The sequence below is a fragment of the Streptomyces sp. NPDC058157 genome (assembly GCF_042884105.1).
In the GTDB taxonomy this organism is placed as follows: Bacteria; Actinomycetota; Actinomycetes; order Streptomycetales; family Streptomycetaceae; genus Streptomyces.
Window position 1 is genome coordinate 1 of the sequence record NZ_JBHVUQ010000123.1, and the last position, 22800, is coordinate 22800.

The 22800-nt window shown below is 74.4% G+C and carries 22 protein-coding genes and 1 riboswitch; of the genes, 12 read left to right on the top strand and 10 right to left on the bottom strand.

Annotated elements, in window-relative coordinates; translation table 11 throughout:
• Positions 1-106: 106 nt before the first annotated feature.
• Together ACFVXK_RS26285 and rsmH are read right to left on the bottom strand one after the other, a co-directional pair.
• The gene (locus ACFVXK_RS26285; protein WP_389615669.1) at positions 107-634 is read right to left on the bottom strand and encodes a hypothetical protein; all 528 of its coding nucleotides are present in this window, start codon (positions 632-634) and stop codon (positions 107-109) included.
• Positions 631-1560: a 16S rRNA (cytosine(1402)-N(4))-methyltransferase RsmH gene (gene rsmH / locus ACFVXK_RS26290; protein WP_389615704.1), complete on the bottom strand. Its 930-nt coding sequence runs from the start codon at positions 1558-1560 to the stop codon at positions 631-633. Before rsmH ends, ACFVXK_RS26285 begins: the two co-directional genes overlap by 4 nt.
• Positions 1561-1838: 278 nt before the next feature.
• Here rsmH and ACFVXK_RS26295 point away from each other — a divergent pair, with 278 nt between their 5' ends.
• The 4 genes from ACFVXK_RS26295 (at position 1839) to ACFVXK_RS26310 (ending at position 7379) form a co-directional block, all read left to right on the top strand.
• A complete protein-coding gene (locus ACFVXK_RS26295) occupies positions 1839-2453 on the top strand; it encodes a beta-class carbonic anhydrase (RefSeq protein ID WP_389615671.1) in 615 nt (204 codons plus the stop codon).
• A 137-nt stretch (positions 2454-2590) separates the two neighbouring features.
• Positions 2591-3601 carry a MoxR family ATPase gene (locus ACFVXK_RS26300; RefSeq protein WP_045949332.1) on the top strand — a complete coding sequence of 337 codons (1011 nt, stop codon included), beginning with the start codon at positions 2591-2593 and terminating at the stop codon, positions 3599-3601.
• A complete protein-coding gene (locus ACFVXK_RS26305; RefSeq protein WP_389615673.1) occupies positions 3601-4956 on the top strand; it encodes a DUF58 domain-containing protein in 1356 nt (451 codons plus the stop codon). The genes ACFVXK_RS26300 and ACFVXK_RS26305 overlap by 1 nt, the downstream gene beginning before the upstream one ends.
• On the top strand, positions 4953-7379 hold the full coding sequence (locus ACFVXK_RS26310) for a transglutaminaseTgpA domain-containing protein (protein ID WP_389615674.1): 2427 nt from the start codon (positions 4953-4955) through the stop codon (positions 7377-7379). The genes ACFVXK_RS26305 and ACFVXK_RS26310 overlap by 4 nt, the downstream gene beginning before the upstream one ends.
• Positions 7380-7726: 347 nt before the next feature.
• Here the strand turns inward: ACFVXK_RS26310 and ACFVXK_RS26315 are convergent, their stop codons facing one another.
• The 3 genes from ACFVXK_RS26315 to ACFVXK_RS26325 are packed head-to-tail and all read right to left on the bottom strand — an operon-like array spanning position 7727 to position 11299.
• Entirely contained in the window at positions 7727-8368 is a 642-nt protein-coding gene (locus tag ACFVXK_RS26315; RefSeq protein WP_389615676.1) for a TetR/AcrR family transcriptional regulator, read from the bottom strand.
• Between the two features lie 14 nt (positions 8369-8382).
• On the bottom strand, positions 8383-10470 hold the full coding sequence (locus ACFVXK_RS26320; RefSeq protein WP_389615678.1) for a YhgE/Pip family protein: 2088 nt from the start codon (positions 10468-10470) through the stop codon (positions 8383-8385).
• Positions 10442-11299: an ATP-binding cassette domain-containing protein gene (locus tag ACFVXK_RS26325; protein ID WP_389615680.1), complete on the bottom strand. Its 858-nt coding sequence runs from the start codon at positions 11297-11299 to the stop codon at positions 10442-10444. The genes ACFVXK_RS26320 and ACFVXK_RS26325 overlap by 29 nt, the downstream gene beginning before the upstream one ends.
• A gap of 193 nt (positions 11300-11492) precedes the next feature.
• Between ACFVXK_RS26325 and ACFVXK_RS26330 the strand changes: the two genes are divergently transcribed.
• The 5 genes from ACFVXK_RS26330 to ACFVXK_RS26350 all read left to right on the top strand — a co-directional run bounded on the left by ACFVXK_RS26330 (position 11493) and on the right by ACFVXK_RS26350 (position 15669).
• A complete protein-coding gene (locus ACFVXK_RS26330) occupies positions 11493-11975 on the top strand; it encodes an SAV_6107 family HEPN domain-containing protein (protein ID WP_389615682.1) in 483 nt (160 codons plus the stop codon).
• Positions 11976-12051: 76 nt separating this feature from the next.
• The gene (locus ACFVXK_RS26335) at positions 12052-12810 is read left to right on the top strand and encodes a class I SAM-dependent methyltransferase (RefSeq protein WP_389615684.1); all 759 of its coding nucleotides are present in this window, start codon (positions 12052-12054) and stop codon (positions 12808-12810) included.
• Between the two features lie 267 nt (positions 12811-13077).
• The gene (locus ACFVXK_RS26340) at positions 13078-13479 is read left to right on the top strand and encodes a DUF3040 domain-containing protein (RefSeq protein ID WP_358898606.1); all 402 of its coding nucleotides are present in this window, start codon (positions 13078-13080) and stop codon (positions 13477-13479) included.
• Positions 13480-13569: 90 nt separating this feature from the next.
• Positions 13570-14184 (top strand): DUF4126 domain-containing protein, encoded by a 615-nt coding sequence (locus tag ACFVXK_RS26345; RefSeq protein ID WP_389615686.1) that lies wholly within the window; start codon positions 13570-13572, stop codon positions 14182-14184.
• A 51-nt stretch (positions 14185-14235) separates the two neighbouring features.
• Positions 14236-15669, top strand: a complete 1434-nt coding sequence (locus ACFVXK_RS26350) for a phytoene desaturase family protein (RefSeq protein WP_389615688.1) — start codon at positions 14236-14238, stop codon at positions 15667-15669.
• A gap of 65 nt (positions 15670-15734) precedes the next feature.
• On the opposite strand, the gene ACFVXK_RS26355 is transcribed toward ACFVXK_RS26350, so the two are convergent.
• From ACFVXK_RS26355 to ACFVXK_RS26375, 5 genes are all read right to left on the bottom strand, one after another.
• A complete protein-coding gene (locus ACFVXK_RS26355; RefSeq protein ID WP_389615690.1) occupies positions 15735-16634 on the bottom strand; it encodes a hypothetical protein in 900 nt (299 codons plus the stop codon).
• Between the two features lie 52 nt (positions 16635-16686).
• Entirely contained in the window at positions 16687-17601 is a 915-nt protein-coding gene (gene metF / locus ACFVXK_RS26360) for a methylenetetrahydrofolate reductase [NAD(P)H] (protein ID WP_389615692.1), read from the bottom strand.
• Positions 17602-17739: 138 nt separating this feature from the next.
• A complete protein-coding gene (gene thiE / locus ACFVXK_RS26365) occupies positions 17740-18378 on the bottom strand; it encodes a thiamine phosphate synthase (protein ID WP_389615694.1) in 639 nt (212 codons plus the stop codon).
• A gap of 77 nt (positions 18379-18455) precedes the next feature.
• Positions 18456-18821, bottom strand: coding sequence for an Rv2175c family DNA-binding protein (locus tag ACFVXK_RS26370; RefSeq protein ID WP_389615695.1), 366 nt, complete (start codon positions 18819-18821; stop codon positions 18456-18458).
• 130 nt (positions 18822-18951) lie between these two features.
• The gene (locus tag ACFVXK_RS26375) at positions 18952-20184 is read right to left on the bottom strand and encodes an NAD(P)/FAD-dependent oxidoreductase (protein WP_389615696.1); all 1233 of its coding nucleotides are present in this window, start codon (positions 20182-20184) and stop codon (positions 18952-18954) included.
• A gap of 101 nt (positions 20185-20285) precedes the next feature.
• A riboswitch (TPP riboswitch) is annotated at positions 20286-20398 on the top strand.
• Between ACFVXK_RS26375 and thiO the strand changes: the two genes are divergently transcribed.
• The 3 genes from thiO to ACFVXK_RS26390 all read left to right on the top strand — a co-directional run bounded on the left by thiO (position 20396) and on the right by ACFVXK_RS26390 (position 22673).
• On the top strand, positions 20396-21676 hold the full coding sequence (gene thiO, locus ACFVXK_RS26380) for a glycine oxidase ThiO (RefSeq protein WP_389615698.1): 1281 nt from the start codon (positions 20396-20398) through the stop codon (positions 21674-21676). Its footprint overlaps the riboswitch before it by 3 nt.
• Complete coding sequence (thiS, locus tag ACFVXK_RS26385) at positions 21673-21873, top strand: sulfur carrier protein ThiS (protein ID WP_389615700.1); 201 nt, start codon at positions 21673-21675, stop codon at positions 21871-21873. Before thiO ends, thiS begins: the two co-directional genes overlap by 4 nt.
• A 5-nt stretch (positions 21874-21878) precedes the next feature.
• A complete protein-coding gene (locus ACFVXK_RS26390) occupies positions 21879-22673 on the top strand; it encodes a thiazole synthase (protein ID WP_389615702.1) in 795 nt (264 codons plus the stop codon).
• Positions 22674-22800: the final 127 nt, after the last annotated feature.

The following is a 22800-nucleotide window of genomic DNA, read 5'->3' on the forward strand; positions in this document are numbered from 1 at the left end:
GGCGGCCCCCGGGCGGCCGCCCCCGACGGGGGCCGGGGGGGGCGCCCCGGGGGAACGGAGGAAGGGTGGGGCGGGGAGGAGTCCCGCAGGGAACCGCGTCACGACGTCACCTGCCAGGGGTCGGGGAGGGCTGCGGAGTTCCGCTCGGGGCGGGCTGGGCCGGACCGTCCGGGTTCTGCGTGGCGGCCGGGGCCGACGGCGGCGTGGGCGTCGGGGTCGGGGTCGGCGAGGGCGGGGCCGGGGCCTCCGCCACCACCGGGGTGCCGGCGGTCTTGCCGTCGGGGCCGAGGAAGACGGGGCTGCCGCCCGGCACCAGGCCCAGCTCACGGGCCCGCCGCTGCAGCGCGTCGGGCGCCGAGTAGCCGTCGACGTCCCGCTGGAGCGCCTGCTGCTCGTCGGTCAGCGCGGTGGTCTCCTTCTTCAGCCGGCTCAGCTGGAAGGACCCCTGGTTGAGCGCCGAGTTCAGCAGCAGCAGGCTGATCAGCCCGCCGGCCAGCAACGCCACGACCAGCAGCACGAACGGCATCCGCGCCGCCTGCCGGGCCCCGCCGGGCCCGCTCCCGCCGGGGCGGGCCCGCACGAGGCGGGCCGCCCCGCCGCGGGTCAGCGTGGCCACCTTGCCGGCCTTGGTCACGGCCGCGCCTCGCGGATCCGTTCGACGCCGCGGAACCGGGCCGGGGCGGCCCGCCGGTTCTCGGCGATCTCCTCCTCGGTGGGCAGCTCCGCGCCCCGGGTGAGGAGCTTCAGCTTCGGCTGGTACTTCTCCGGCACGACCGGCAGCCCGGGCGGCGCCGTCGAGGTGGCGCCGGCCGTGAAGACCTGCTTCACCAGGCGGTCCTCCAGGGAGTGGTACGACAGGACGGCGATCCGCCCGCCGACCGAGATCCGGTCCACGGCGGCCGGGATGGCCCGCTCCAGCCCGGCGAGCTCCCCGTTGACCTCGATGCGCAGGGCCTGGAAGGTCCGCTTGGCCGGGTTGCCGCCGGTGCGCTTGGCCGCCTGCGGCAGCGCGTCGCGGATCAGCTCCACCAGCCGGGCGCTGTTGGAGAACGGCTCCTTGGCGCGCTCGCGCACGACCGCCGAGACGATCCGCTTCGCCTGCTTCTCCTCGCCGTACTGGCGCAGGATGCGGACCAGCTCGCCGGGGGCGTACGTGTTGAGGACCTCGGCGGCGCTGATGCCCGTCGTCTGGTCCATGCGCATGTCGAGCGGCGCGTCCTGCGCGTAGGCGAACCCGCGGTCGGCCTCGTCGAGCTGCATGGAGGAGACGCCGAGGTCGAAGAGGACGCCCTGGACGGTGGGGAGCCCCAGGCCGTCGAGGACCTCGGCGAGGTCGGCGTAGATCGCGTGGACGAGGGTGGCCCGGTCGCCGAAGGGGGCCAGCCGCTCGCCGGAGAGGCGCAGGGCCTCCTTGTCGCGGTCGAGGCCGATCAGGCGCGCCTCGGGGAACCGGGTCAGCAGGGCCTCGCTGTGGCCGCCGAGGCCGAGGGTGCAGTCGACGACGACGGCCCCCGGCCTCTCCAGCGCCGGGGCCAACAGGTCCAGGCACCGCTGGAGCATCACCGGGACATGTCGGGACTCGCTAGTCAAAGCGCCCTCTCAGATAACGGCGCGGCAGGCATACGCCGCGCCGCGCACGCGGAGTGTTACCAGGGGGCCGGTGCGGCCGGTGGGGCCGGGCTCCGGCCGGTTCGCGTCACTTTAGTGCAACGCCCGCCCCGGTCAACGAACCGCCCCGCACGCGGTGCGCCCCTCCCCCGGCGCACCCGCAAAAGCCGCGAATCACCCGGTCGGCGGACTCCTTCGCACCCTTGTGGGTTAGCTCACAACAATCATCGTTGACCTTCTTTGTCCGTCCTCACCCCCTGCCCGGACGGCCCGTGACCACTAACGTCGTAGGCATGACGACATCCGCATCCCTGCCCGCACACTCCGCGCCCACGGCATCCGGCGGCGACTCCGTCATCGACCAGCTCGTCGCGGCCAACCGCCGCTACGCCTCCGCCTTCACCGACCCCGGCATGGACGCCCGCCCCGTCCTGCACGTGGCCGTCGTGGCCTGCATGGACGCCCGTCTCGACCTGCACAAGGCCCTCGGCCTGGAGCTCGGCGACTGCCACACCATCCGCAACGCCGGCGGTGTGGTCACCGACGACACCATCCGCTCGCTCACCATCAGCCAGCGCGCCCTGGGCACCCGCTCGGTGATACTGATCCACCACACCGGCTGCGGTCTCGAAAGCCTGACCGAGGACTTCCGGCACGAGCTGGAGGACGAGGTCGGCCAGCGCCCCGCGTGGGCCGTCGAGGCGTTCCGTGACGTGGACCAGGACGTGCGCCAGTCCATGCAGCGGGTCCGCACCAACCCGTTCCTGCTCCACAAGGACGATGTGCGAGGCTTCGTCTTCGACGTGCACACCGGGCTCCTGCGGGAGATCGATCCGGCCACCTGAGTGACACAGCGCCCGGCGCCGTCAAGAATGCGGTGAGACGTCACCCGGAAACCCTCCGGGGCGGTGTCCGTGTTTCGGGGCGGGCCGGACCGTGCGCCATGCGCGTCGGCCCTGGGCAAAGGGCCGAGGAGAACCAGGTGACCACGTACGACGACCGAGCGAGCCTCGCTGATCTGACCAGCACGGCCGAGCGGGTCCGCCAGTCGGTCGAGCGCGTGATCGAGGGCAAGCCCGAGGTCGTACGGCTCGCACTGGTGGTCCTGCTCGCCGAGGGGCACCTGCTCATCGAGGACGTACCCGGCGTCGGCAAGACCATGCTGGCCAAGACCCTGGCCAAGTCCATCGACTGCTCGGTCCAGCGCATCCAGTTCACCCCGGACCTGCTGCCCTCGGACATCACCGGCGTCAGCATCTACGACCAGCAGCGCCGCGAGTTCGAGTTCAAGCCCGGCGCGATCTTCGCGCAGATCGTCATCGGCGACGAGATCAACCGGGCCTCGCCGAAGACCCAGTCGGCGCTGCTGGAGTCGATGGAGGAACGCCAGGTCACCATCGACGGCACCACCTACGCGCTGCCCAGCCCGTTCATGGTCGTCGCCACCCAGAACCCGGTCGAGATGGAGGGCACCTACCCCCTCCCCGAGGCCCAGCGCGACCGCTTCATGGCCCGCGTCTCGGTCGGCTACCCCAGCCCCGAGGCCGAGCTGGAGATGCTCGACGTGCACGGCGGGATCTCCCCGCTCGACGACCTCACCGCCGTCGCGCACGCGCACGACGTCGTCAAGCTGATAGAGGCCGTCCGCGAGGTGTACGTCGCCGCCCCCGTGAAGCGGTACGTCGTCGACCTGGTCTCCGCCACCCGCAGCCACCCCGACCTGCGCCTGGGCGCCTCCCCCCGCGCCACCCTGCACCTGCTGCGCGCCGTCAAGGCCTCCGCCGCCCTGTCCGGGCGCGACTACGTCCTGCCCGACGACGTCCAGCAACTGGCCGCGCCCGTCCTCGCGCACCGCCTCCTGCCCACCGCGCAGGCCCAGCTGAACCGGCGCACCTCCGAGCAGGTCGTCCACGACATCCTCCAGCGCACCCCCGTCCCGGCCACGCACACCCGCGGCGAGGTCCCGCCCGGCGCGGGCGCCCGGAGCTTCTGATGGCGGCCGGTGCCCCGAACGGCGCCGGCGGGCAGGCCGGGAACCCGGGCGGGCTGCGCGCCTCGCTGTCCGGGCTCACCACCCGGGGCCGCTCGTTCCTGGCGGCCGGCGCCGCCGCCGCCGTCTGCGCGTACGTCCTCGGACAGGGCCAGCTGCTGCGGGTCGGCCTGCTGCTCGTCGTCCTGCCCCTGATCTGCGTCGTCGCCCTGCACCGCACCCGCCAGCAGGTCACCGCCGGACGCCGGCTGACCCCGCCGCGCGTGCCCGCCGGCGGCGAGGCCCGGGTCCAGCTGCGGCTGGAGAACGTCTCCCGGATGCCCACGGGGCTGCTGATGCTCCAGGACCGGGTGCCCTACGTGCTGGGGCCGCGCCCCCGCTTCGTGCTGGACCGGGTCGAGCCCGGCGGCCGCCGCGAGGTGTCCTACCGGGTCCGCTCCGACCTGCGCGGCCGCTACCCGCTCGGCCCGCTCCAGCTGCGGCTGACCGACCCCTTCGGGATGGTCGAGCTGACCCGCTCCTTCAGCGCCTACGACACCCTCACCGTCGTCCCGCGCACCCAGCCCCTGCCCCCGGTCCGGATGACCGGCGAGGCGGGCGGCCACGGTGACGGCACCCGCCGCTCCCTGGCCCTGGCCGGCGACGACGACGTGATCCCCCGCACCTACCGGCGCGGCGACGACCTGCGCCGCGTGCACTGGCGCTCCACCGCCCGCTACGGCGAGCTGATGGTCCGCCGCGAGGAACAACCCCAGCGCAGCAAGGCCACCGTCCTGCTGGACACCCGCCACCTCGCCTACGAGGGCGCGGGCCCCGACTCCGCCTTCGAGTGGGCGGTGTCGGCCGCCGCCTCCACCCTGCTGCACGTCCTGGAGCAGGGCTTCGCCGCCCGGCTGCTCACCGACACCGGCGACGCGGTGCCCGGCGCGGGCGCCTTCGCCGGCGGGAGCACCGCGGGCGGCCCGGAGTCCGCCGAGGCGGCCGGCCTGATGATGGACACCCTCGCGGTCGTCGGCCACTCCGAGGGCAGCGGTCTGGGCCGCGCCTACGACGCACTGCGCGGCGGCGCCGGCTCCCCGGGCGGCGACGGGCTGCTGATCGCCTTCTTCGCCGACCTGGACGACGAGCAGGGCGAGCTGGCGGCCCGGATGCGGCAGCGCAGCGCGGCCGCGATCGCCTTCGTGCTGGACCCCGCGCTGTGGACCGGAGCGCCCTCGCGGGTGGAGGAACGGCTGCGCGGGCTGCGCGACGCGGGCTGGACGGCGCTGGCCGTACCGCCCGGCGCGGCCTTCGCCGAACTGTGGCGGCAGGCCGGGAACGTCCCCGTCGGCCCGCGGAACCCGGGAGGCACGGCATGAGCGGGCGGACGCGCGTGACGATCTTCGGAACGCTGGCGACGCTGCTGACCGCCTGGTCGCTGGCCCCGCTGGTGGAGACCTCCGGCTGGCTGGTCCAGGCGGCGCTGCTGCTGGCCGTGCAGGCCGCGGTGGGCGCGGGGGCGCGGCGGGTGCCGCTCGCCCGGTCGCTGACCGTGGGCGCGCAGCTGCTGGTGTCGCTGCTGCTGCTCGCCTTCCTCTTCGCGGGGAAGGCCGAGTCCACCGGGAGCGGGCCGCTGGCCTTCCTGGTCACCGACTTCGCCGGGCTGTTCCAGCAGGGCGTGCGGGACGTCGGCGAGTTCGCCATACCGGCGCCGCTGACGGACGGCATCCGGCTGCTGCTGCTGGCCGGGGTGCTGCTGATCGGGCTGCTGGTGGACGCGCTGGCGGTGACGCTGCGGACGGCCGCGGCGGCCGGGCTGCCGCTGCTGGCGCTGTACTCGGTCGCCGCCGGGCTCTCGGACGGGCGCGGCCGGCCCTGGATCGCGTTCCTGCTGGCCGGCGCGGGCTACCTGATGGTGCTGCTGTCGGAGGGGCGCGACCGGCTGGCCCAGTGGGGCCGGGTCTTCGGCGCGGCCCCCAACGCCCGTACCCCCGCCTCGGCCGGCTCCGGTTACGGCGCGAACGGGGCCGGCGGCACGCGCGCCGTGGCCCCCGTGCGCACCGGGCGGCGGATCGGCGCGGTCGCGCTGGGTCTGGCGCTGGTGGTGCCGGCCGCGCTGCCGTCGCTCGGCGGCGGGATGCTGGGCAACCAGGGCGAGGACGCCGCGTCGGCGGGCGGGGGCGGCGGCACGATCTCGGCGGTGAACCCGCTGGTCTCACTGCAGAGCAGCCTCAACGCCCAGGACAACCGGGTCGTGATGAAGTACCGCACGGACAGCCCGCAGCTCGGCGAGCAGTACCTGCGGATCCTGGCGCTCGACGAGTTCAACGGGGTCAAGTGGGAGGCGTCCGCCCGGCCGCTGACGGACGTCCCGCAGCGGCTGCCGGTCCCGGCGGGGCTGACCGAGGAGGTCCGCGGGAACGCGGTCGAGGTCCGCACCACCGTCTCGGCGGCGGACACCTACGCCCAGCGCTACCTGCCGATGCCGTACCCGGCGACGCAGGTCGACATCGGCGGCAAGTGGCGCTTCGAGCCGGTCGGCCGGACCCTGGTCGGCGACCAGCTGGGCAAGGACCGCTTCCAGAACGTGCAGGGCGCGCAGTACACCGTACGGAGCCTGCTGCTGCGGCCCACCGCGGAGCAGCTGGAGTCCGCGCCGCCCGCGAACGCGGCGGTGCACGCGGAGTACACGAAGCTGCCGGACAACCTGCCGCCGGTGGTGGCGGAGACGGCCCGGCGGGTCACGCAGGGCGCGACGAACGACTACGCGCGGGCGGTGAAGCTCCAGGACTTCTTCGCCGTGAGCGGCGGGTTCCGCTACGACACGAAGGTCTCCTCGGGCACGGGTTCGCAGGCCATCGCCCGCTTCCTGGAGGACAAGGAGGGCTTCTGCGTCCACTTCGCCTTCTCCATGGCGGCGATGTCGCGGACGCTGGGGATACCGGCGCGGGTCGCGGTCGGGTTCACCCCCGGCGAGAAGCAGTCCGACGGCACGGTGAACGTCTCGATGCGGGACGCGCACGCCTGGCCGGAGCTGTACTTCGAGGGCGTGGGCTGGACCCGGTTCGAGCCGACGCCCCGTTCGGGCATCACCCTGCCGGACTACGGCCGCCCGGAGGCCCCGGCCCCGCAGCCGTCCGCGTCGTCCGCGGCGCCCTCGCAGTCGGCGGCCGCGCCGTCGGCGGCGCCCTCGCAGGGGGAGGCGTGCCCGCCGGCGCAGAAGAAGCTCGGCGAGTGCGGGGGGCCGGTGGCCCAGCAGGGCACCGGGTCCGGGTCCGGCGGGGTGCCGGCGGGCGCGGTCCTCGGCTGGGTGGCGCTGGTGCTGCTGGTGGCGGCCGTTCCACTGCTGCCGCTGCTGTGGCGGCGGCGGGTGCGGGAGCGGCGGCTCGGTTCGGGTGACGTCCTGGCCGCCTGGCAGGAGCTGGGTGACTGCGCCTGGGACGTGGGCGTGCCGCCCGACGGGGCGCTGTCGCCGCGCGGTGCGGCGGAGCGGGTCGTGCGGCTGGGACGGCTGGAGGGTGAGGCCGCCGAGGCGGTGCACCGGGTCGCGGGCGCGGTGGAGCGGGCGCTGTACGCGCCGCCGGGCGCGGCCGACGGCTACGGGGGTCTGACCGCGGACGTCCTGGCGGCCCGGTCGGCCCTCCTGGCCGGCGTCGGCCGCGGCGCCCGCCTCCGCGCGCTGCTGCTGCCCCGCTCGGGGGCCCGTCTGACCGCCGCCGCGGCGGCCAGGCTGTCTGCCGCGTCGGCCACTGCGTCCCGCCTCGGCGGCCGCATCCGCCTCCCCCTCCGCAACCGGGGCTGACGGGTCTGGGGCGGGGCCGCTGCGCGAAATCCGGCCCCGCCGGCGTTCGAGGCGAATCTTGTGGCCGCGCCGGCGTTCGAGGCGGAACGGGGAAACGGAAAGCCGGTGCGGCCGGGCTCGTTCCCCCCGAGCCCCGCCGCACCGGCGTCCTGTTCCCCGGGCAGTAGCCGCCCGCTCCGCGGCCCCGTGTCCGCGGTGCGGGCCGGCCGGCCTGCCCTTGTCCCCAACCCCCAGTCTGCGGTTTCCGCAGGTGGGAGCCCATCCGTACGGGTACTCATCTGTGCACCTAGGTACGGATACTCAGTTCTACGCCGCCCGGTCCCCCGGGCGGCACCGCCGACCGGGGGTCAGCGGCTCCCGCTCACCCGCCCCCGCAGCAGCAGCGACAGCGCCGAGTGCACGTCGTCCAGTGACCGCTCGCTCTGGAAGGCCTGCCAGTCCAGCGCGGCCACCAGCACCATCCCGACCAGCGCCGCCGCCGTCAGCGGCACGTCGATCTCGGAGCTGAGTTCGCCCCGCTCGACCCCCTCCCGCAGCACCGACTCCACCACCGCCACCGCCTGGCCCCGGACCACCATCAGCGTGCCCTGCCAGGCGCGGTTGGTGCGCCAGAGTTCGGCGACGTAGAGCTGGGTGAAGGCCGGGTAGCGGTGGATGAAGACCAGGCCGGCCCGGATCATCGCGTCGAGGGCCTCGATCCGGCTGCCGCCGCGCTCCTCCGTCTCGTCCGCGGCCGCCCGCAGCGAGGCGGTCAGCAGGCCGACCCCGTGCCGCAGGAGCTCCTCGAAGAGTTCGGTCTTGCTCGCGAAGTTGTAGTAGACGGTGCCCTTGGCCACGCCCGCCCGTTCGGCGATCTCGTCGACGGTGGTCGCGGAGAAGCCCTGTTCCGCGATGAGGGTGACGGCCGCCTCGTACAGCTTCTGTCGCGTGGCCTGCCGCCGGGCCCCGCCGGCGGTGGTGCTGCTGCTTTCCATGGCGCTGATTCTCACAGGTCAACAGCCCCTTACAGGCTCAGTTCCGGGTGCAGCCGGTCCATCGTCCACACCTGCTTGCCGCGGGCGGCGAGGGCGGTGAGGGCCAGGGCCCCGGCGGTGAAGGCGAGCAGGACCAGGCCGCCCTGCCACACCGGGGTGAGGTCCCCGCCGGTGATGAGGCGGCGCAGGCTCGCGACGATGTACGACATCGGCAGGTACGGGTGGATGGCGTTGAAGAAGCCGGGGCTGGTCTGGACGGGGTAGGTACCGCCCGCCGAGGTCAGCTGGAGCATCAGGACCGCGAGGACCAGGATGCGTCCGGCGGCGCCGAACTTGGCGTTGAGCCACTGGATGATCGCCGCGAAGCAGGCGGTGACCAGGACCAGGAAGGCGATGGTCAGGGCCGGGTGGGCCATCTCCAGGCCGAGGCCCCAGTGCAGTACGGACATCAGCGCGCCCACCTGCGCGGCGCCGAGGCCGACGACGGGCAGCCAGCCCGCGAAGGCGATCCGCCAGGCCGAGGCGCCGGCGGCCAGGGCCCGCTTGTTCATGGGGGCGATCAGCATGTAGGCGACCATCGCGCCGACCCAGAGGGAGAGCGGGATGAAGTACGGGGCGAAGCCGGTGCCGTAGTTGGGCGCCTTGTGCAGGGGGTCGCTGGCGAGCTGGACCGGGTCGGCCATGACCTGCGTACGGGCGTCGCGCTGGCGCTGGTCGTAGTCCGGGATCTTGCCGGCGCCGTCGTGGAGGCCGCCGGCGAGCTGGCCGGTGCCGTCGACCAGCTTGAACAGGCCTCCGTCCAGCTGCTGGGCGCCGTCGCCGAGCTTGCCGACGCCCTCGCCGAGCTTGCCGGAGCCGCCCGCGGCGGTGCCGATGCCGGCGTGGAGCTTGACCATGCCGTCGGCGACCTGGTGGGCGCCGTCGTTGAGGGCGTTGGCCTTGGCCACGGCGGCGTTCAGGTCGCCGGCGAGGCCGGGGGCCTTGTCGGCGAGTTCGCGGGCCTTGTTCTCCAGGTCGGTCAGCTGCCCCTTGAGCTTGGTGATGTCGCCCTTGGAGTTGCCGAGGACGGTGTTCACGTCGCCGGCGAGCAGGGCGGCCTCGGCCGCGTCGTCCTTGATCTTCTTCAGGTCCGCGCAGGAGGCCACGAGCGGGGAGGCACCAGGGGTCGCGCACACCTTGGTGTAGTACGAGTCCAGGCCGGTGGAGACCGCCTTGGACTTGGCGGCGGCGCCCGGGGCGCGCTCGACGGCCTTGTCGAGGTGGTTGTTGACGACGTGGGCCGTGTCGGCGACCAGCTTGGCGGTGTCGGCGAGGTTCTTGGGGTCCTTGACGAACGGGCGGGCCTTGTCGGCGGCTCCGTTCGCCAGGTCGGCGACCTGCTGGGTGCCTTCGGCCACCTGCCGGGAGCCGGTCTCCAGCTTGGCGGCGGCCTCGTTGAGCTTGTTCAGGCCGCCCGTGAGCTCGCCGGACTTCTCCTTGGCCGTGTCGAGGCCCTCGGCGAGCTCCTTGGCGCCTTCCTGGGCCTTGCCCGCGCCGTCCTTGAGCTTGTCGGCGCCGTCGGCGGCCTCGGCGGTCTTGCCGTGCAGGTCGGAGAAGGAGACGAAGATCTTGTCGAGGAACTTGCGCGAGGCCTTGGTGGAGGCGGCCGAGCGGACCTCGGAGAAGACGGTGCGGGAGATCGAGCCGACGATGTAGTTGTTGGCGTCGTTCGTGCGGACCTGGAGGGCCCCGGTGGTGGGGTCGGCGCCGCCGCTGGAGGCGACCTTCTCGCTGAAGTCTGCGGGCATGGTCAGGGAGAGGAAGTACTTCCCGTCCTCCAGGCCCTTCGCCGCCTCGTCGGCGCCGACCACGCGCCAGTCGAAGGTCTTGCGCTCGCGCAGGTTCCGGGTGATCTCACCGCCGACGTCGAGGTGCTCACCGCCGACGGTGGCGCCCTTGTCGGCGTTGACGATGGCCACGGGCACCTGGTCGAGGCGGCTGTACGGGTCCCAGAACGACCACAGGTACAGGGCTCCGTAGAGCAGGGGCAGCAGGAGCAGCGCGACGAGGGCGGCCCGGGGCAGCTTCCCCCGCCCGAACCGCTTCAGCTCAAGCGCGGCCAGTTTCGGCGAGCGCATCGTCCGCCCCCTTCGTGTCTTCGTCGTCGGTGTCGGTGCCGGTGCCGGTGCCGGTACTGGTGCCCGTGTCGGCAGCCTCGGTGTCGGCGTCCTTCTCGGTGAGGGACGGGGCCGCGGCTGCCGGCGGGGTCTGCGGGCCCGTACGGACCGCCGTCACGTCCGCCGGGGCCTCGCTGCACACCGCGAGGACGGTGGTGCCGCGGGCGGCGACCGAGCGGAGCAGGGCCCAGGCCTCGGCGCGTTCGGCGTCCGAGAGCTTGAGGTCGAGGTCGTCGAGGGCCAGCAGCCGGGGGCCGCCCAGCAGGGCGATGGCCACGGACAGCCGGATCGCCTCCAGCCGCTCCAGGTCCCGTACGGAGGTGCGCAGGCCCTTGGGCAGGGTGGCCGGGTCGAGCCCGACGGCGGCCAGGGCCTGTTCGATCCGGACCCGGGCCGGGGCCGGGGCGTGCGCGCCGCGCGGGCGCAGCAGGGCGCGTACAGGGGCGTCGTAGCGGCGCTGGAGCATGGCGCCCTCGCGCAGCTGTTCGGCGACGGTGAGGGCCTGGTCGAGGTCGTTGACCCCGGGGACCGGGCCGAGGGCGGCGATCCGGCGGACGGCGGCCATCTTCTTCGGGAGGCGGTGGCGGCCGATCTCGGCGTGGCCCGCGGTGGGTTTCATCCGGCCCGTGAGGGCCAGGAGCAGGCAGGTGCGGCCGCTGCCGGAAGGGCCTTCCACCGCGAGGAGCGAGCCGGGTGCGGCGTCGATCGCGATGTCCTGGAAGACCCAGCCGCGCGGGCCCTTGAGTCCGAAGCCCTCGGCCTTGACGGCGGCGCCGTGCGGGCTGTCCACGCCACTCCCCCTCCTTTTGAACTGACCAGTCAGTTCAAAAACTAGCAGGTTCGGGACCAAAGTCGGTAGACGAGGGGGACTTTGGGGGGAAAGGCGCAGGTCAGGGCGATTGTCAGTGGGGGGCGTCACGATGGGTCCAGCAACGCAAACCGCGCACCACCCGCCAGCACCACGCAACGACAGGAGGTTCGTCATGGCCACACCGTCCCCGTCCCCTGTCCACCCCGTCCCGCGCAGGTCGGCCGCGCCCCCGGCCGCCCTGGACCTGCTCGCCAAGGCCCGCAGCGGCCTGGCCGAGGCCGCCCTGCTGCCCCGGCCGGGCGAGCGGTACGCCACCGCCCACCTCGCCGCCCTGCGCGCCGCCGCGGCGGTGCTCGCCGCGCGCGCCCGGCCCGAGCCGGTCCACCCCAGGCGGCGGCCCCGGATCCGCAGCGCGTGGGAGGTGCTCCCGGAGGTCGCGCCGGAGCTGACCGAGTGGAGCGCCCTGTTCGCCTCGGGCGCCGCCCGCCGGGCCCGGGCGGAGGCGGGCATACCGGACGCGGCCACCGGCCGGGACGCGGACGACCTCGTACGGGAGGCCGGGATGTTCCTGCGCCTGGTGGAGCGGATGCTCGCGCTGCAGCCCGTGGCGCAGCCCCTCCCCCAGCCCCGCCCGGAGCGTCCGGACGCGGGATGAGCTGCGCGGTCGGCCGAGGCAATAGGGTGGGGCGAGCACCGCACCCCGACCCAACGCCGCCGAGGAGCCATCAGCCGTGTCGGACACTTCCCGCCCCCGTGCCTCCCTCCGCACCGCCGTGGTGTGGGAGGTCCTCAAGGAGGCCCTCGACCGCCGGGTGAAGGCGACCGGGCGGGATGTGCTGGACGTCCTCGACACCGGCGGCGGCACCGGCAAGTTCGCCGTGCCCGTCGCCCGGCTGGGCCACCGGGTGACCGTGGTCGACCCCAGCCCGAACGCGCTGTTCGGGCTGGAGCGCCGGGTCGCCGAGGAGGGCGTGGCCGACCTGGTGCGCGGGGTCCAGGGCGACGCCCAGGGCCTGCTGGACGTCGTCGAGCGGGACGCCTACGACGTGGTGCTCTGCCACGGCGTGCTCGAGTACGTGGACGACCCGGCCGAGGGCGTGGCCAACGCCGTCGCCGCGCTGCGCCCCGGCGGCGTCCTCAGCCTGCTCGGCGCCGGCCTCGGCGGGGCCGTCCTGGCGCGGGCGCTCGCCGGGCACTTCACCGAGGCCCGCACCGCGCTCACCGACCCGGCCGGGCGCTGGGGCTCCGGCGACCCGGTGCCGCGCCGCTTCACCGCCGAGCAGCTCGCGGAGCTCGTCGGCGGGGCCGGCCTGGAGGTCGGCTCGGTGCACGGGGTGCGGGTCTTCGCCGACCTGGTGCCCGGCGTGCTCGTGGACACCGAGCCGGACGCGGTGGAGGCGCTGCTGCGTCTGGAGGAGGCCGCCGCCGAGCTGCCCGCCTTCCACGCGGTGGCCACCCAGCTGCACGTCCTCGGCGAGAAGCCCGCCTGATCCGCAGGGTTTACCTGCGCGAGACCCCTCCGTTCCCGCGCCGTGACCCGTATGATCGGACCACCGCTCGGCATGGCGGACCTCTCATTGGGGAATAAGCGCCTCAGTGACCGCGCTGGTGACGGTACGTTTCGACGAAGTGGTTTCTCGCTCAGCGATGTGCAGAATGTGGCGTAGAGGGCGGGTGTCACGGGGGCGATTCCCCGCCTATCCTGAAGGGGACCCCTGGTCGCTACCCCCCGCGACCGACGGATGAGGAGGACTCCCGTGCCGCTCTCGGAGCACGAGCAGCGCATGCTCGAGCAGATGGAGCGAGCGCTGTACGCCGAAGACCCCAAGTTCGCGACAGCGCTTGAGGGCAGTGGACTGCGCACGTACACCCGGCGACGGGTCTACCAGGCAGTCGCAGGCATTGTGGTGGGTATCGCGCTCCTCATGACCGGTGTGATCTGGCAGGAAGTGCTCTGGATCAGCGTGGTGGGATTCCTCGTCATGCTGGCCTGTACGGTCCTCGTGGTCACCGGTTGGCGCAAGGCACCCAAGCCCGGCGAACAGCCCGTCTCCGGAAGTGCAGGCGGTTCCGCCCGCGGGCAGAACCGGCAGCGTCGGTCGATGATGACCCGTATCGAGGACCGGTGGCAGCGCCGCCGGGACGAACAGGGGCATTAGCCCCCGCATCCCGTTCCGTCCGGTGAGGGACGGCCGCGCGATGGCGGCCGTCCCTCACCGTTTTCCGCGTCCCTGCGGCATGATGCCGGTGTGAGTGTGCTCCCCCTGGTCTTCACCAGCGGCTGGGCCAGCGGGATCAACGCCTACGCCGTGGTCCTCCTGCTCGGCGTCTTCGGCGCGACCGGCCTGACCGACGAGGTCCCGGCCTCCCTCCAGCGCACCGACGTGCTCGTCGTGGCGGGCGTGCTGTTCCTGTGCGAGGCCGTCGCGGACAAGATCCCGTACGTGGACTCCGTGTGGGACACCGTCCACACGGTGATCCGCCCGGTCTCCGGGGCCGTGATCGGCGCCCTGCTGGCCGGACAGAGCGGCTCGCTGCCCGACCTCGCCGCCGGCGCCCTCGGCGGCTCCACGGCGCTGGCCAGCCATCTCGTCAAAGCCGGCACCCGGATGGCCGTCAACACCTCCCCCGAGCCCTTCAGCAACTTCGTGCTGAGCACGGCCGAGGACCTGGGCGTCGGCGGACTCGTCACGTTCGCCATGTTCCATCCGACGGCCGCCGCCGTCATCGCGGCCGTCCTGCTCGCCGCCGGTCTCGCCCTGATCGTCTTCCTCTGGAGCCGGATCCGCCGCTACCGCAGGCGGCGGGCCCAGCGCCGGGAGGAGAAACGCCTGGCGGCGGTCCGCGGGGCTCCCCCGTACTGACCCGCTGACCTCGCTCGATGGGTAGGACGATCGCTCGATAGGCTCAGCGCCATGGCAAGAATTGCGGTGATCGGCGCCGGCATGGGCGCGATGGCGACGGCGGCCCGGCTGGCCGTGGCGGGCCACCAGGTGACGGTCTACGAGCGCGGCTCCACCTACGGCGGCGCGCTCGGCCGGTACGAGCGCGACGGCTTCGCCTTCGACACCGGCCCCGGCCTGCTGCACCTGCCCGCCGTCTACCGCGACCTGTTCGTGAAGACCGGCAAGCGGCCGCTGGAGGACCTGGTCGAGATGGTCCAGGTGGACCCGGCCGTCCGGCACGTCCTGGACCACGCCGCCGTCACCCTCCCCGGCACCTCCCGGGGCGGCGTCGCCGCCGCCCTCGACGAGACCTTCGGCACGGGCGCCGGCGACCGCTGGAACGACCTGCTGGGCCGCGCCCGCGACACCTGGGACGCCACCCGCCGCCCCCTGCTGGAGGAGCCGCTGCGCCCCGACTGGCAGGTCCTGGGGCACGACCCCTACCCGGCGCTGCGCGGCAGCGGCCTGCTGCGCCGCCGCCGGCCGACCCTGGCCGAGGTGGCCCGGCGCGAGCTGGGCGGCGGGCTCGGGGAGCTGCTGCGCGGCCGGGTCCTGGCGTACGGGCTCGACCCCGACTCGGCGCCCGCCGCCGCGGCGGCCCTGCCGTACATGGAGCAGACCTTCGGCACCTGGTACGTGCGCGGCGGCATGCGCGAGCTGGCCACCGCCGTGTACGAGCGGTGCCTGGAGCGGAAGGTGGAGTTCGTCTTCGGCGCCCCCGTCAAGGGCGTCCTGACCCGGGACGGCCGGGCGGCCGGGGTCCGGCTGGCCGACGGCACCGAGGCGGCCGCCGACTCCGTGGTCTGCGGGATCGACCCCCGGCAGCTCCCGGCCGGCTCGGTGTCCTGGCCGCGCGGCAGCGTGCCGGCCCGGGGCGGCTCCGTTCCCGGCCGGCTGACCCTGCTGCTCGCCCTGCGCGGCGGCCGCCCCGAGGACGCCGTCCACCGCACGCTGGTGCACTCCCCCGGCTCCGCCGCCGTCCAGCTCGTCACGGTGCTGCGCCCGGACGACCCGTCCACCCGGCCCGACGCGGACCACGAGGCGGTCACCGTGAGCGCCGTCTGCGGCCCCGCCGGCGGGGCCGCGGTGCCGGACCCGGAGAAGCTGCTGGACCTCGCCGCACGGGCCGTCCCCGACCTGCGCAAGCGGCTGCTGTGGCAGGAGGTGCGCACCCCGGAGCACGCGGAGAGGGCCACGGGCGCCGTCGGCGGTTCGGTACCCGCCCCGGCCCTGCCCGGCGACGGCGGACGCCTGCTGTACCCGGCCAACGCCACGGGGCTGCCCGGGCTGTACCTCGCGGGGGGCTGGGCGCACCCCGGGGGCGGGCTCGCGCACGCGGGGATGACGGGGGCCCTGGTGGCGGGCCTGATCGTCGAGGGGGCGGAGTTCCGCGGCTCGCAGTGAGCCCCGGGGGCGCCGGCAAAGGGGAGGGCCCGGCTCGTGCGAGCCGGGCCCTCCCCTCGTCCACCTCAGTGGCGGTACTGCCCGTACTCGCCGTTGCCCTGGTACGGGTACCCCTGCTGCGGCTGCTGCTGCGGCTGCTGCGGGTCCTGTTCCGGGTAGGGCTGCGGGGCCGCGTCGGTGGCACGCTGCTGCGGGACCCACACCCCGCCGGGCGGGGTGTCCATGGAGTACTGCTGCTGCGCGGGGTCGTAGTGCGGGTAGTCGTACGGCTGGCCCGGGGAGACCGCCCCGCCGGTGCCGATGTACGGGTCGGAGTAGGCGGCGTAGACCTGCTGGTCGCCCGCCGGGTACCCGCCGGTGTAGTCGTAGCCCCCCTGGCCCTGGCCGGGGTCGTAGTAGGCGCCGTGCTGGCCGCCGCCCTGCCCGTCCGCGGCGAACGGGGAGGCGAAGGCGGTGGTGGGGTCCTGCTGCTGGGGGGCGAAGCTCTGTATCCCGTACGAGCCGGTCTCCTCGGGCACCGGCTGCGGGGTGAAGACGTTGCGCTCGTCCCGGTCGTCGGCGTCGTCGTGGGCGTCGGCGCGCGGGGCGGCCGGGTCCGGGGAGCCGTACTCCAGCCCGGTCACCTCCAGCGCGGGCTCCGGGCGCTGTGCGCCGCGCCCGGAGCGGCGGCGTCTGCTCTGCGGCTCCTGGCGTGCGGGGCCGCCGTCCTTGCCCTTGCGCAGGGCCCAGCCGGCGACGAAGCCCTTGCGGAAGGAGAGCGTCACCAGGGTCTGGCCGACGGCGAAGGCCGCCGCGCCGGCGGCGATGACGAGCACCGACGGCAGTATGACCCCGGCGACGACGCCGAGGAACCCGGCGAAGGCGAGCAGGCGCCAGCGCAGCCGGGCCTTGTACTGCATCAGGACCTCGGCAAGCAGCCACAACGCGACGAAAGCGAACGCGATGTAGAGGACCGTCATTCCCATGCAAGGCCCCTCTCGGTACGGCCGTACCGCGCGGGAGACGGGAGACGGCCGATCAGGCCCGCTGGTGCAGGCCCAGGTTCTCGTAGATTTCGAGAGTCGCCGTGGAATTGTTCAGCGTGATGAAGTGCAGTCCCGGAACACCTTCGGACAGCAGCCGCGCGCAGAACTCCGTGGCGAACTCGATGCCAATGGAGCGTACAGCGGCCGGATCGTCCTTGACGGCGTGCATGCGGTCTTTCACGGCGTCAGGGAAGACCGCGTTGCTCAGCTGGGGCAGCCGGTCGAGCTGCTTGATGCCCACAACAGGCATGACTTCGGGGATGATCGGGGTCTCGCAGCCCGCTTTCTGGACCCTGTCGCGCAGCTGCAGATAATGCTCGGGATCGAAGAACATCTGGGTGATGGCGTAGTCCGCCCCGGCGCGGCACTTGTCCACGAAGTGCCGGATGTCCGAATCCCAGTTGTCCGAGCGGGGGTGCATCTCGGGGAAGGCCGCGACGCCGACGCAGAAGTCACCGGACTCCTTGAGCAGGCGCACGAGGTCGGCCGCGTAGTCGACGCCCTCGGGGTGCTTGACCCAGGTGCCCATGGGGTCGCCCGGCGGGTCGCCGCGCAGGGCGAGCATGTTGCGGATGCCGGCGTCGGCGAACTGGCCGATCACGTGGCGCAGCTCGGCGATGGAGTGGTCCACCGCGGTGAGGTGCGCGACGGGGGTCAGCGTGGTGTCGGCGGCGATCTGCTGGGTGGCGCGGACGGTGCCGCCCCGGGTGGAGCCGCCGGCCCCGTACGTGACGGAGACGAAGCTCGGGGCGACCGCCTCGATCCGGCGGAGCGCGTTCCAGAGGTTGCGCTCACCCTTCTCGGTCCGGGGGGCCCAGAACTCGAAGGAATACGAGGCTCCGGACGCGAGGAGGTCGCGGACCGTGTGTGCACGGTCCGACCAGGTGGAAGCGGTACCAAGGGCCATACCGGCAGGTTAGACGCGCCCCGCCGGACGCCGAAGCGCTGTCCATCCATTGGACAGATTTTTGGACACCGGGGCGCCCGCCCGAGCGCGGCACGAGCCGCACGCGAGTGCGTGACGAGGCCGGCCGCGCGGGATCCGTCAGCCCAGCCGGGCGCGGACCCGCTTGGCCAGGTCGGCGGCGGCGGCGCCGGGGTCGGTGGCCTCGGTGATCGCGCGGACGACCACGACACGGGTGGCCCCGGCGTCGAGGACCTCGTCCAGGTTCCCGGCGTCGATGCCCCCGATGGCGAACCAGGGGCGGTCCTGCTCCAGGGAGGCCGCGTGGCGCACGAGGCCGAGGCCCGGGGCGTGGCGGCCGGGCTTGGTGGGGGTGGGCCAGCAGGGGCCCGTGCAGAAGTAGTCCACGCCCGGTTCGGCGACGGCGGCGTCGACCTCGGACTCGGAGTGGCAGGAGCGGCCGATCAGGACCTCCCGGCCGAGGATGGCGCGGGCGGCGGGGACGGGGATGTCGCCCTGGCCGAGGTGCAGGACGTCGGAGCCGATGGCGTGCGCGACGTCGGCGCGGTCGTTGACCGCGAGGAGCTTGCCGTGGCGGCGGGCGGCCTCGGCGAAGACCTGGAGGTGTTCGAGTTCCTCTCCGGCCTCCATGCCCTTGTCGCGGAGCTGGACGATGTCGACGCCGCCGGCCAGGACGGCGTCGAGGAACTCGGGGAGGTCCCCCTGCCGCTTGCGGGCGTCCGTGCACAGGTAGAGCCGGGCGTCGGACAGCTGCTGCATGGGAGTACCCCCTGGTGATGATGGGAATGCGGGCGGGCCGAGGTTACCCGGCCCGCCCGCGTCCGTGGATCAGCCGCTCAGAGGGCGAGCGCCTGGGCGCGGCGCTTCACCTCCGTGCCGCGGTTCTCGCGCAGCGCCTGCACGGGGGTGCCGGGCAGGGAGGAGTCCTCGGTAAAGAGCCACTCCAGCATCTCCTCGTCGGAGAAGCGGTCGTCGCGCAGTACGGTCAGCAGGCCGACGAGTCCCTTGACGACCTTGTCGCCGTCGATGAACTGGGCCGGAACCTGCAGGGCGCGGTTCTCGCCCCGGCGTACGGCGATCAGCTGCCCTTCCTTGACCATCTGGCGGACCCGGGTCACCTCGATGTCGAGCATCTCCGCGATGTCGGGGAGGTACAGCCAGGAGGGGACGAGGGCATCGATCTTTGCGTCAATCTCGGTCACGGACACAAGCCTGCCACCTCGGCGGGGCGGTCGGTACCCGGCCCCGTCCGTCCGGGTCCGGCCCGGTGGGCGGCGATGTGTCCGGATCGGGGCCCGCGTCCGGGTACGGGCCCCTGCCGGGGGCGGTCCGTCAGGCGACGGCCGATTTCAGCGGGACGCCCGGGTCGGCCGCCTTGGCCGGGTCGACGGGGGTGCCCGACTCGATCAGCTTGCGCCCCTGGGCCAGGTCCCGGGGACGGCCCACGGCCAGGACGGCGACGAGGGCGTCCCCGCGCAGCCAGCACACCGACCAGCTCTCGCCGTCCGGGTCGCCGCGCCACAGCAGGGTGTCGGCGCCGCCGTGGTGGCCCGCGTACTGCACGAAGCGGCCGAACTGCTCCGACCAGAAGTACGGCACGGGGTCGTAGGCCTGGACGGGCTCCCCGGCGACGATGTTCGCCGCGACGGCGCGGGGGCCCTGGAGGGCGTTGTCCCAGTGGTGGACCAGCAGCCGGGTCCCGTAGCGGGCCGACGGGAAGGAGGAGCAGTCGCCGACGGCGTACACCCCGGGCAGGGAGGTGCGCAGGTGGGCGTCGGCGGTGACGGAGCCGTCGGGGCCCCGCTCGACGCCGCTGCCGGCGAGCCAGTCGGTGGCGGGGCGGGCGCCGATGCCGACGACGACCGCCCCGGCGGGCAACTCGCCGCCGTCCGCGAGGAGCACCCGGCCCTCTTCGATCCCGGCCACCCGGGCCCCGGTGAGCAGGGTGGCCCCGGCCCCGGCGTACCAGCGGGCCATGGGGGCGGCGACCTCGGCGGGCAGGGCCCCGGCCAGGACCCGGTCGGCCGCCTCGACGACGGTGACGGCGCAGCCCGCCTCGCGGGCGGCGGTGGCGAACTCGGCGCCGATCCAGCCGGCCCCGACCACGACGACCTCGGGGGCGGCGGCCAGCACGGGGCGCAGCCGGGCGGCGTCGTCGAGGGTGCGCAGCAGGTGGACGCCGGGGACGCCGCCGGTGCCGGGCAGGGTCAGCGGGGTGGCCCCGGTGGCCAGGACGAGGACCTCGTACGGGACGGGACCGGCCTCGGTGTCCAGCTCGCGGTCGGCGGCGCGCAGGCCGGTGACCTCGGTCCCCAGGCGCAGGGTGATGCGCAGGCCCTCGAAGTCGACGTCGAAGGCGGAGTCCTCGGCCTTGCCGAGCAGCACCGCCTTGGAGAGCGGGGGCCGGTCGTAGGGCTGGTGGGGCTCGGCGCCCAGCAGGGTCACGGGGCCGGTCCAGCCCTGTTCCCGCAGGGCCACCGCGGTCTGCACGCCGGCCATCCCGGCGCCGACGATCACGACACCGGGCCCGGTCTTTTCCGTCTGCTGCTGCGTCTGCTCGATCACACGACCAGCCTAGCCACCTGACGACCCGTCAGGAAAGCGGGGGGCGTCCACCGCGGGGAGGCAGCCTTACCCGCCACCGGCCCCGGGGTTAGTCTGGCCACCGTACCTATCGCGGGAGTCCGGGCGCACCGGGCTGAGAGGGAGGCTGGCCGGCCTCCGACCGTACGAACCTGATCCGGGTCATGCCGGCGAAGGGAGGGGCTGGACGCCCATGCACGCATCCGACAAGGGATCCGACGACCGGTCCGGGCAACGGTCCGGGCCGCGGTCCGGGCAGCGGTCCGGGCAACGGTCCGGGCAGCGGTCCGGGCAACGTTCCGGGCAGCGGTCCGAGCAACGGGGCCACGACGTCCTCGTCATCGGTGGCGGGATCATCGGCCTGGTCACCGCCTGGCGGGCGGCCCGGCACGGGCTGCGCACCGCGCTCGCCGACCCCGACCCCGGGGGCGGCGCCGCCCGGGTCGCCGCCGGCATGCTCGCCGCCGTCACCGAGCTGCACTACGGCGAGGAGACCCTGCTGGGGCTCAACCTCGCCTCCGCCGCCCGCTACCCCGCGTTCGCCGCCGAGCTCGCCGAAGCCAGCGGCGGCATGGACCTCGGCTACCGCGCCTGCGGCACCCTCGCCGTCGCCCTCGACGCCGACGACCGCCTCCACCTGCGGGAACTGCACGCCCTCCAGCGGCGCTGCGGCCTGGAGTCCGAGTGGCTCACCGGCCGCGAGTGCCGCCGCCTGGAGCCCATGCTCGCCCCCGGGGTACGCGGCGGGCTGCGCGTCGACGGCGACCACCAGGTCGACCCGCGCCGCCTCGCCGCCGCCCTGCTCACCGCCTGCGAACGGGCCGGGGTCCACATCCACCGCACCAGCGCCCGCCGGCTCCTCGTCACCGCCGACCGGGCCCGCGGGGCGCTCCTCGACGACGGCACCGAGCTCCTCGCCGACCAGGTCGTCCTGGCCGCCGGCTCGCTCAGCGGCCGGCTCGAAGGCGTACCGGAGCAGGTGCTGCCGCCCGTACGGCCGGTCAAGGGACAGGTGCTGCGGCTGGCCGTACCGCCCGCCTACGCACCGTTCCTGTCGCGGACGGTACGGGCCGTGGTGCGCGGCAGTCACGTCTACCTGGTCCCGCGCGAGAACGGCGAACTCGTCGTCGGCGCCACCAGCGAGGAACTCGGCTGGGACACCACCGTCACCGCCGGCGGGGTCTACGAGCTGCTGCGCGACGCCCACGAGCTGGTCCCCGGCATCACCGAGCTGCCGCTCGTCGAGACCCGGGCCGGGCTGCGCCCGTGCTCCCCCGACAACGCGCCGCTGCTCGGCCCGACCGACCTGCCCGGACTGCACCTGTCCACCGGCCACTACCGCAACGGGGTGCTGCTGACCCCGCTCACCGGCGACGTGATGGCGGAGCTGCTGACCACCGGCGCCGTGCCGGAGATCGCCCGCCCCTTCTCCCCCCGCCGCTTCTCCCCCGCACGTCAGGAGTCGTACGCATGACCATCTCCGTCAACGGCGAGCCGCGCGAGGTCGCGGCCGGCACCACCCTCGACACGGTGGTCGCCACCCTCACCGCGGCCCCCTCCGGCGTGGCCGCCGCCCTCAACGAGACGGTCGTCCCGCGCGGCCAGTGGCCCCTGACCCCGGTCGGCGACGGCGACCGGGTCGAGGTCCTCACCGCGGTCCAGGGAGGCTGAGCACCATGGCCGACGACCTGTTCACCCTGGGCGGCCGGACCTTCTCCTCCCGCCTGATCATGGGCACGGGCGGCGCCCCGAGCCTGGAGATCCTGGAACGCGCCCTGGTCGCCTCCGGCACCGAGCTGACCACCGTGGCGATGCGCCGCCTGGACCCGACGGTGCAGGGCTCGGTCCTGTCCGTGCTGTCCAGGCTGGGCATCGCGGTCCTGCCGAACACCGCGGGCTGCTTCACCGCCGGCGAGGCCGTCCTGACGGCCCGGCTGGCGCGCGAGGCACTGGGCACGGACTGGATCAAGCTGGAGGTGGTCGCGGACGAACGGACCCTGCTGCCGGACGGCGTGGAACTGCTCGACGCGGCGGAGGTCCTGGTCGACGAGGGCTTCACGGTCCTGCCGTACACCAACGACGACCCGGTGCTGGCCCGGAAGCTGGAGGACGTGGGCTGCGCGGCGATCATGCCGCTGGGCTCCCCCATCGGCTCCGGGATGGGCATCCGCAACCCGCACAACTTCGAGCTGATCGTGGAGCGGGCCGGGATCCCGGTGATCCTGGACGCGGGCGCGGGGACGGCGTCGGACGCCGCCTTGGCGATGGAGCTGGGCTGCGCGGCGGTCATGCTGGCCTCGGCGGTGACCCGGGCCCAGGAGCCGGCCCTGATGGCGGCGGCCATGCGCGACGCCGTCTCGGCGGGCCGCCTGGCCCACCGAGCGGGCCGCATCCCCCAACGCCGCTTCGCGGAAGCCTCGTCCCCGACGGAGGGCCGGGCGACGCTGGACCCGGAGCGCCCGGCGTTCTGAGGCCCGGCTTCAGGGAAGTGGGGCGGGACCTGCGGCTCGGCGGGCCGCGGCAGGGCGAACGCCCAAAGCCGGCCGGTACTGGGGAGGGCGGGGTCCCGGCGGGGCGGTCTCAGGGAGGGGTTGGGGC

Bases quoted from the DNA above. Each gene is read 5' to 3' on its own strand.
- ACFVXK_RS26305 (WP_389615673.1), top strand. From the start codon at position 3,601: ATGGCGGCCGGTGCCCCGAACGGCGCCGGCGGGCAGGCCGGGAACCCG.
- ACFVXK_RS26350 (WP_389615688.1), top strand. From the start codon at position 14,236: ATGGCAAGAATTGCGGTGATCGGCGCCGGCATGGGCGCGATGGCGACG.
- ACFVXK_RS26310 (WP_389615674.1), top strand. From the start codon at position 4,953: ATGAGCGGGCGGACGCGCGTGACGATCTTCGGAACGCTGGCGACGCTG.
- thiS (WP_389615700.1), top strand. From the start codon at position 21,673: ATGACCATCTCCGTCAACGGCGAGCCGCGCGAGGTCGCGGCCGGCACC.
- thiE (WP_389615694.1), bottom strand. From the start codon at position 18,378: ATGCAGCAGCTGTCCGACGCCCGGCTCTACCTGTGCACGGACGCCCGC.
- ACFVXK_RS26355 (WP_389615690.1), bottom strand. From the start codon at position 16,634: ATGGGAATGACGGTCCTCTACATCGCGTTCGCTTTCGTCGCGTTGTGG.
- ACFVXK_RS26390 (WP_389615702.1), top strand. From the start codon at position 21,879: ATGGCCGACGACCTGTTCACCCTGGGCGGCCGGACCTTCTCCTCCCGC.
- rsmH (WP_389615704.1), bottom strand. From the start codon at position 1,560: ATGCTCCAGCGGTGCCTGGACCTGTTGGCCCCGGCGCTGGAGAGGCCG.
- ACFVXK_RS26330 (WP_389615682.1), top strand. From the start codon at position 11,493: ATGGCCACACCGTCCCCGTCCCCTGTCCACCCCGTCCCGCGCAGGTCG.
- metF (WP_389615692.1), bottom strand. From the start codon at position 17,601: ATGGCCCTTGGTACCGCTTCCACCTGGTCGGACCGTGCACACACGGTC.
- thiO (WP_389615698.1), top strand. From the start codon at position 20,396: ATGCACGCATCCGACAAGGGATCCGACGACCGGTCCGGGCAACGGTCC.
- ACFVXK_RS26320 (WP_389615678.1), bottom strand. From the start codon at position 10,470: ATGCGCTCGCCGAAACTGGCCGCGCTTGAGCTGAAGCGGTTCGGGCGG.